The organism is Pseudomonas sp. DrBHI1 (assembly GCF_002205115.1).
In the GTDB taxonomy this organism is placed as follows: Bacteria; Pseudomonadota; Gammaproteobacteria; order Pseudomonadales; family Pseudomonadaceae; genus Aquipseudomonas; species Aquipseudomonas mosselii.
Genome location: NZ_NIBE01000123.1, coordinates 37,381 through 44,271, shown reverse-complemented (window position 1 = coordinate 44,271; position 6,891 = coordinate 37,381). Strand labels below are relative to the sequence as shown.

The window sequence follows — 6,891 nt, the reverse complement described above, 5'->3', positions numbered from 1 at the left end:
GAGCCCAATAGACGCCGGATAGATTGAAGCAAGCCATCCATTCCATCTGATGAACAGTATTGCAAAAAATGGGGTGACCATAGATTGGTCGTGGCCAAAGTAACCAAAGCCGTGGCGCTCCATTCATCCGGCCCTCCGCTTCGCTCCGGGTTCCCTCACTCCGGCCTTGCTCCCGGGAGGACCGCGCTGCAGGGCCCATCCTGGGCCCCAGCGCTTGACGGGCATCCATGCCCGTCACCTCCCTCCGCAAGTCCTGCGTTCGGCCTCCTGAAGTCGCGAAGTTACGGGCGGCGCCTGAACTGGCGCAGCTGTCGCTAGTTGGTTTTTAGTTAAACTCTCGATTGTTTCGCGGGGCAAGCCCGCTCCCACGCAGATGATTCAGCTTGGGGCGGGAATAGCGTGGGAGCGAGGGAACCCCGGAGCGAAGCGCAGGGGCCGGATGAATGGAGCCAGCGGTTTTTGCCTACTTTTGCCCAAGAAAGAGCAAAAGTAGGTCGCCGTAAAGGCGAAAAGGTGACGATGCGTCACCATCGCCAATGAATGCGTATACAACTATAAAAACAAACTTTAAAACTACAGGCGCACTAAATTCAGATGTCAGCAGTTACTGGTTCCGCCTTCAAAACCAGCAGCCTCTGATTGACGCCACTCCCCGCCTGGGTAAGGCTACCCCTTCCTCCCAAGCCATGAGTCCGCCAATGCTGATCGATCCCCGCAAGGCCACGCTGCTGGTCATCGACATCCAGGAAAAACTGATAGGCGCCATGAGCGACCCCGAGGGCACCGCGGCCCGCGCCCGCTGGCTGCTCGCGGCCACCGCCGAACTAAAACTCCCCACGGTGATCTCCGAGCAATACCCCAAGGGCCTGGGCCACACCCTGGCCGCCCTCAAAGCCGCGGCGCCAGCCGCCGAGATCGTCGAGAAGCTGCACTTCTCCTGCGTCGCCGCCGAATGCCTGCCCCCCAGCCTGCTCGACCGCGAACAGGTAATCGTCTGCGGCATGGAGACCCACGTCTGCGTGCTGCAGACCGTGCTCGGCCTGCGCGCCTTGGGCAAGCAGGTGTTCGTGGTCGAGGACGCCTGCGACAGCCGTTCCCCGGCCAGCAAGGCAGCGGGCCTGGCGCGCATGCGCGATGCCGGGGCGCAGGTGGTCACCCGTGAGATGGTGCTGTTCGAGTTGCTGGGCAGCTCCAGCCACCCGCTGTTCCGCCAGATCAGCAAGACCTACCTGGTCGGTGAACAGCCCTGAACGCCCGCCTGCTGACCACCGCGCTGCTGGCCCTTGGCCTGCTGCAGGGCTGCGCCGGACAACGTGAGGAAGCCGGCGAGGCCGACCCGGCCAAGGTTCGCGCCCAGCTCCTGCACCTGCTGCCGGCCCAGGTCAAGGACCGTCAGGGCTGGGCCGAGGATATCCAGGTGGCGTTCCAGGCCCAGGGCCTCAGCCCGAGCAAGAGCAACCTGTGCGCGGTGCTGGCGGTGACCGAGCAGGAGTCCACCTTCAACGCCGACCCACAGGTACCGAACCTGGGGCGCATCGCCCGCGAGGAGATCGACCGACGGGCGGCGCGCCTGCATGTGCCCCGGCTGTTGGTCGATGGCGCCCTGAGCACGCCCTCGGCCAACGGCAAGACCTACCAGCAACGGCTGCTCGCCGTGCGCAGCGAGAAGCAGCTCAGCGCCCTCTACGATGAGGTGATCGGCGGCCTGCCGCTGGGGCGCTCGCTGCTCGGCGGGCTGAACCCGGTGCGCACCGGTGGGCCGATGCAGGTCAGCGTGGATTTCGCCGAGCGGCACGCCAAAGGCTATCCCTACGAGCACACGGGCAGCATCCGTCAGGAGGTGTTCAGCCGTCGCGGTGGGATGTACTTCGGCATCGCCCACCTGCTTGGCTATCCCACCCACTATGAGCGGCAGCTGTACCGCTTCGCCGATTTCAACGCCGGTTGGTACGCCAGCCGCAACGCGGCGTTCCAGGCGGCATTGAGCCGGGCGAGCGGGGTGTCGCTGGCGCTCGACGGCGACCTGATCGCCCCCGGTGCGATCCTGCCCGGCACCACCGAGCAGGCGGCGCGCAAGCTGGGAGCGAAGCTTGGGCTGCGCAATCCACAGATCAGGGCTCAGCTGGAGAAGGAAAATGGCCTGGAGCTGGAGGACACCGCGTTGTATCGCGGGGTCTTCGCCCTGGCTGAGGCGAAGGCGGGCAAGGCGTTGCCACGGGCGGTGCTGCCGGGGATCGAGCTGAAGAGCCCGAAGATTACCCGCAAGCTGACCACGGCGTGGTTTGCCGGCAGGGTGGATGAGCGTTATCAGCGCTGCATGAAGCGTTGAGGCGGTCCCTGTAGGCGATAGCCCAGCCCTTAGGGGCTGCGCAGTTGCGCAGGGAACGGTTCCCCTGTGGGAGCGGCCTTGCGTCGCGAAAGGGGCGCGCAGCGGCCCCAGGTTCTAAGCCACCATCAACATTGCTGGGGCTGCTGCGCAGCCCTTTCGCGACGCAAGGCCGCTCCTACAGAGGCGTTCAACTGTCGCCCAGCGCCTTGACCACCTGCTCGACGCTGGCCTTGAGCCCCGCCACGGTGTCGTCCGGATCGCTGTCCACCACCAGCAACTTCGCCCCGGAAGCGGCGATCGCCTCGGCCACCTTTGCGTCTGGCTGGCGATGGTGCAGCACCAGGGCCACATCCTGCGCCTTGAGGTTTTCCCCCAGTGCCTTGAGCGCGGCTTCGTCCCACTTGCCGTCGGCTGGCAGCGGCTGTTCGACCATATCCAGGTTCAACCCGCTGGCCAGGTAGCCCAGGCGCTCGGACAGGCTGACCACGGTCAGGTTGTCGACCTCGGCCAGGCGTGTCTGGCTGTTGGCGGTCAGCTCCAGCATCTGTCGTTTGAGGCCGGCGAGGTTGCCCTGGATCTTGGCCTTGTCTGTTGGCGAGAGGCGCTCCAGGTCGTTGGCGACGACATCGGCCATGCGCCCCAGGTTGGTCGGGTTCAGCCAGGGATAGGCAGTGAAGGCCTCGTCGCCCTTGACCGCGATGCCGGGCAGGGCACCGTCCACCGGGCGCGCGGCGTCGATCTCGACGATGCGGATGTTGCTGCGTCGGGCCATGGGGTAGAGCGGATCGTCACGCCAGATCGAGCGCACGCCGATCACCGCGTCGGCTTTCAGCGCCACCTTCTGCAGGTTGACGCCGCCACGGCCACTGAAGTACGACGGCTGGCGGCTGGCTGGCAGGTTGGCCGGGGCGGCGCGCTTGAGCTGCACCGAGGTGCCGTCGAGCAATACGCTGGCCAGGCTGTGGGTCACCGGCAGGGTGGTCAGCACTTCGGTGGCACTGGCCAGCAGTGGCAGGCCGCTCAGGACCAGGACCAGGGGCAGTTTGTTCAGGGTCATGCCGGGTTTCCTTGCAGGCGGGGGACGAGGGCGCGGGCCAGGGCCGCAAGGGCGAAGCAGATCCCGGCGACCAGGATGATCGCCGCGCCCGAGGGCACTGGCAGGTCAAAGACGATCGGCAGCAGGATGCCGAGCAGGGTGCTCAGGGTGGCGATGATCACCGAGACGAAGAAGAAGCCCTTGAGCGACTGGCTGACCAGCCGCGCCGCCGCCGCCGGGATCACCAGCAGGGCACCGACCAGGATCGCGCCGATCACCTTCACCGAGGCCACGGTGACCAGGGTCACCAGCACCACGAACAGGTAGTCGAGGGTCTTCACCGCCACCCCGCGCACCGCCGCCAGCTGCGGGTTGAAACTGGCCAGCATGATGCGGTTGTACAGCGGCAGGGCCAAGGCCAGTACCAGCACGGCGACGATGCCCAGCACCAGCAGGTCATGGGCGCTGACGGTGAGCACCGAGCCAAACAGTACGTTCTCGAGGATGTGCACGTTGATCTTGCCGGCCAGCATCAGCAGCAAACTCGCGCCCAGGGCCAGCGACACCGAGAGGAACACGCCGATCAGCGTGTCCGGGGACAATCCGGTGCGGTTGCGCAGGAAATTGAGCAGGATGCCGAACAGCAGGCAGTAGCCGAACAGGCTGCCGTACGGGCCGGTGTAGGGCTCGCCGAGCAGGATGCCGATGGCCACGCCGGTCAGCGCGGCATGGCCGACCGCCTCGGAGAAGAAGGCGAAGCGCTTGACCACCACCAGGGTGCCCAGCCCGCCCAGCACCGGGCCGATCATCAGGCCCGCCAGCAGGGCGTTGACCACGAAACCGTAGGCCAGGGCTTCCGGCAGATAACCAGCGGTGGCCCAGTCCTGGACCAGCTGGCGGAACGATTCGAAACTCATCAGGCAAGGCTCTCGCTGCGCGGGTGGACGGAGAACAGCCCGAGCAGGCGCTCGGGGGTCAGGGCCTGGGCCGGCGGGGCGTCGAACAGCACCTGGCGGCTCAGCCCGGTGACCCGGTCGGCCAGGCGCAGCACCGCTTCCAGGTCGTGCTCGATCCACAGCACGGTGGTGCCGGCCTGGCGCCAGCCGTGCAACAGTTGCTCGAACACCTGGATGCCAGCCTCGTCGAGGGCCGACATCGGCTCGTCCAGCACCAGCAGCTGTGGCTCGGGGATCAGCCCCTGGGCCAGCAGCACGCGCTGGCGCTCGCCGCCGGACAGCGCGCCCATGCGCCGCTTGCGCTTGTCGAGCATGCCCACCCGCGCCAGCGCCGCGTCGATCGCCGGGCGTACGCGCCGTGACAGGCCGAGGAACGCCGGGCGGCGCTGGCACATGGCGGCCATGAAGTCGTCCACGGTCATCGGCAGGCCGCGGTCGAATTCCAGAGCCTGGGGCACGTAGCCGATCACTTCACGCTCACCGGGCCAGTGCAGGGTCAGCTGGCCCTGGTGCGGCATCTGCCCGAGCAGGGTCTTGATCAGCGAACTCTTGCCGCCGCCGTTGGGGCCGACGATGGCGTGCACGCTGCCGGGGGCGACGCTGAAGCGCACGTTCTCGAGAATGCGCGTGCGGCCCAGGGTGAGGTCGATGCCGTCGAACTCGATGCGTGGCCCGCTGGCGGTTGTGAGGTTGGCGGCGGCGGTCACGTGCGGTTCTCCTGGATGGCCTGGACCACCGTGTCGAGGTTGCGCTTCATCTCCACCTCGTACTTTTCCTGGGTGTAGTCGCCGTAGGAGATGTGCGTGAGCGGGTAGATGCGCACGCCGGACTCGCGATGGATGGTGTCGACGTACGCTGACGGGAAGTCCATCTCCGAGAAGATCACCTTCACATCCAGGGCCTTGAGCTGGTCGATGGTCTTCTTCAGCTGTGCCGGGCTCGGTTCGATGCCGTGGGCCGGTTCCACCACGGCGGTGACTTCCAGGCCGAAGTCGCGCACCAGGTAGTCGTAGGCGGCGTGGATGGTGGCCACGCGGAAGGTCGCGTCCGGCGCCTGGGTGACCTTGGCCAGGGCCTCGGCGCGCAGGGCACGCAGACGCTTGGCGTAGGCCCGGGCGTTCTGCGTGTAGAACTTGGCGTTGTCCGGGTCGAGCTTGCCCAGCTCGCGGGCGATGTTGTTGACCTGGGCGATGGTGGCGCTGATCGACAGGAAGGTATGCGGGTTGACCACTTTGCCGGCGCCGCGGGCGGCGATGCCGGTGGCCGCCAGCAGCGGCACGTTGGCATTGGACTCGATGGTCTTGATATCGGGTTTTTCGCTGGCGGCGATCATGCGGTCGGCAAAGTCGTCATGGCCGACACCGTTGAGCACGATCACGTCGAGGCTGCCGATGCGCTTGATGTCCTCGGCGCGGGGTTCGTAGGCGTGGGGGTTGAAGCCGGCCGGGATCAGCGGCACCACCTCGGCCTTGTCCCCGACGATGTTGCTCACGTAGCTGTAGTAGGGGTGCAGGGTGATGCCGATGCGCAGCGGCTTGCCATTGTCGGCGAGGGCCACGGCGGGCAGGGCGCAGGCCAGGAGCAGCGCCAGGGTGCGGCGGGCGAAGCGGAGCATGGGCAGGTCCTTAGTGACGGTGTTGACGGGTGACCCCGGCGTCGTAGTGGGTGACGATCTGCTGCCAGCCGGCGGCGATCAGTGCGTCGCTGTCCAGCGCGTCGGGGGGCAGGGCGGTGCTGTCGCGGCGCAACCAGACATCCGGCTGGGCATCGCTGGCGGCGGGCAGGATTACCAGGAAACTGCCGGCCACCTGGGCGTCCTGGCTGCGGCCCAGGTAGGCGCCGTTGGCCAGCAGCGACCACTGGTGGCTGCCGCGGCTCTGGCTGCTGGCGTCGCTGACGAACGGCGGCAGTCCCTCGTCGGCCAGGGCCTGTGCATCCGGGGCGGTGCCGTTGTCCTCGCGCAGGGCACGGATCTCTTCGACGGCCACCCACAGGTCGGTGTGGATGCCCTGTTCGGCGGCATTGAGGTCGCGACGGGCGTCGAGCTGGTGGGCGGCGATGGCCTGTTCATCCTCGCGCTCGCCGCGCGCGGCCACCACGCTGGCGGCCAGCACCACGATCAGCAGCGCGGCCAACAGCACGTAGAGGGTCTCGTGCCCGGCGCCGGCCGGGCGCACCACCTGGGCGCGACTCATGGCGCACCGATATCGGCGTGGTCGACTTCCACCACATGGCCGGGGCCGGCATCGAACAGCACGTAGAACTCACCGTCGGGGCGCTTGAAGGTCAGGGTCGAGTCGTCGCCGAGCTTGCTCGCCACCAGCACCTGCTCGTCGTAGCCGATCACGTCCAGAGTCACGCCGGGAGCGCCGCTGCCGTCGGAGAAGCCACCCTTGCAGGTGATCTGTTCGCCGTGTTCGGTGCACTCGCACATCGGGTTGTGCGCCAGCGCCGGGGTGGCGGCCAGGGCCAAGAGGGGCAGGGCGAGCCTGCGCATCAGCTGTTTCATTTGTTGCCTCCTTGTTTCTCGAGCCAGGCCGCGGTGGCGGGGGATGCCTTGGCCAGTGGCA

Annotated in this window: 8 protein-coding genes; 2 read left to right on the top strand and 6 right to left on the bottom strand. The window is 67.2% G+C overall.

The genetic code is table 11. From position 1 onward, the window contains the following. Positions 1 to 698: 698 nt before the first annotated feature. A complete protein-coding gene (locus tag CC207_RS22660) occupies positions 699 to 1,250 on the top strand; it encodes an isochorismatase family protein (RefSeq protein WP_028692188.1) in 552 nt (183 codons plus the stop codon). Then, complete coding sequence (locus CC207_RS22655) at positions 1,247 to 2,329, top strand: DUF1615 domain-containing protein (protein ID WP_305880228.1); 1,083 nt, start codon at positions 1,247 to 1,249, stop codon at positions 2,327 to 2,329. The genes CC207_RS22660 and CC207_RS22655 overlap by 4 nt, the downstream gene beginning before the upstream one ends. Before the next feature lie 187 nt (positions 2,330 to 2,516). Here CC207_RS22655 and CC207_RS22650 read toward each other — a convergent pair whose 3' ends face one another. From CC207_RS22650 to CC207_RS22625, 6 genes are read right to left on the bottom strand one after another with little or no spacing between them, the layout of a single operon-like run. Continuing rightward, positions 2,517 to 3,386: a metal ABC transporter solute-binding protein, Zn/Mn family gene (locus CC207_RS22650; protein WP_088852792.1), complete on the bottom strand. Its 870-nt coding sequence runs from the start codon at positions 3,384 to 3,386 to the stop codon at positions 2,517 to 2,519. Next, the gene (locus CC207_RS22645; RefSeq protein ID WP_028692191.1) at positions 3,383 to 4,282 is read right to left on the bottom strand and encodes a metal ABC transporter permease; all 900 of its coding nucleotides are present in this window, start codon (positions 4,280 to 4,282) and stop codon (positions 3,383 to 3,385) included. Before CC207_RS22645 ends, CC207_RS22650 begins: the two co-directional genes overlap by 4 nt. Further along, the gene (locus CC207_RS22640; protein WP_028692192.1) at positions 4,282 to 5,028 is read right to left on the bottom strand and encodes a metal ABC transporter ATP-binding protein; all 747 of its coding nucleotides are present in this window, start codon (positions 5,026 to 5,028) and stop codon (positions 4,282 to 4,284) included. Before CC207_RS22640 ends, CC207_RS22645 begins: the two co-directional genes overlap by 1 nt. Further along, positions 5,025 to 5,936, bottom strand: a complete 912-nt coding sequence (locus tag CC207_RS22635; RefSeq protein WP_028692193.1) for a metal ABC transporter substrate-binding protein — start codon at positions 5,934 to 5,936, stop codon at positions 5,025 to 5,027. The genes CC207_RS22640 and CC207_RS22635 overlap by 4 nt, the downstream gene beginning before the upstream one ends. Before the next feature lie 10 nt (positions 5,937 to 5,946). Next, entirely contained in the window at positions 5,947 to 6,516 is a 570-nt protein-coding gene (locus CC207_RS22630) for a DUF6162 family protein (RefSeq protein ID WP_028692194.1), read from the bottom strand. Beyond that, positions 6,513 to 6,830: a hypothetical protein gene (locus CC207_RS22625; protein ID WP_028692195.1), complete on the bottom strand. Its 318-nt coding sequence runs from the start codon at positions 6,828 to 6,830 to the stop codon at positions 6,513 to 6,515. The genes CC207_RS22630 and CC207_RS22625 overlap by 4 nt, the downstream gene beginning before the upstream one ends. Positions 6,831 to 6,891: the final 61 nt, after the last annotated feature.

Bases quoted from the DNA above. Each gene is read 5' to 3' on its own strand.
- CC207_RS22635 (WP_028692193.1), bottom strand. From the start codon at position 5,936: ATGCTCCGCTTCGCCCGCCGCACCCTGGCGCTGCTCCTGGCCTGCGCC.
- CC207_RS22630 (WP_028692194.1), bottom strand. From the start codon at position 6,516: ATGAGTCGCGCCCAGGTGGTGCGCCCGGCCGGCGCCGGGCACGAGACC.
- CC207_RS22625 (WP_028692195.1), bottom strand. From the start codon at position 6,830: ATGAAACAGCTGATGCGCAGGCTCGCCCTGCCCCTCTTGGCCCTGGCC.
- CC207_RS22650 (WP_088852792.1), bottom strand. From the start codon at position 3,386: ATGACCCTGAACAAACTGCCCCTGGTCCTGGTCCTGAGCGGCCTGCCA.
- CC207_RS22660 (WP_028692188.1), top strand. From the start codon at position 699: ATGCTGATCGATCCCCGCAAGGCCACGCTGCTGGTCATCGACATCCAG.
- CC207_RS22645 (WP_028692191.1), bottom strand. From the start codon at position 4,282: ATGAGTTTCGAATCGTTCCGCCAGCTGGTCCAGGACTGGGCCACCGCT.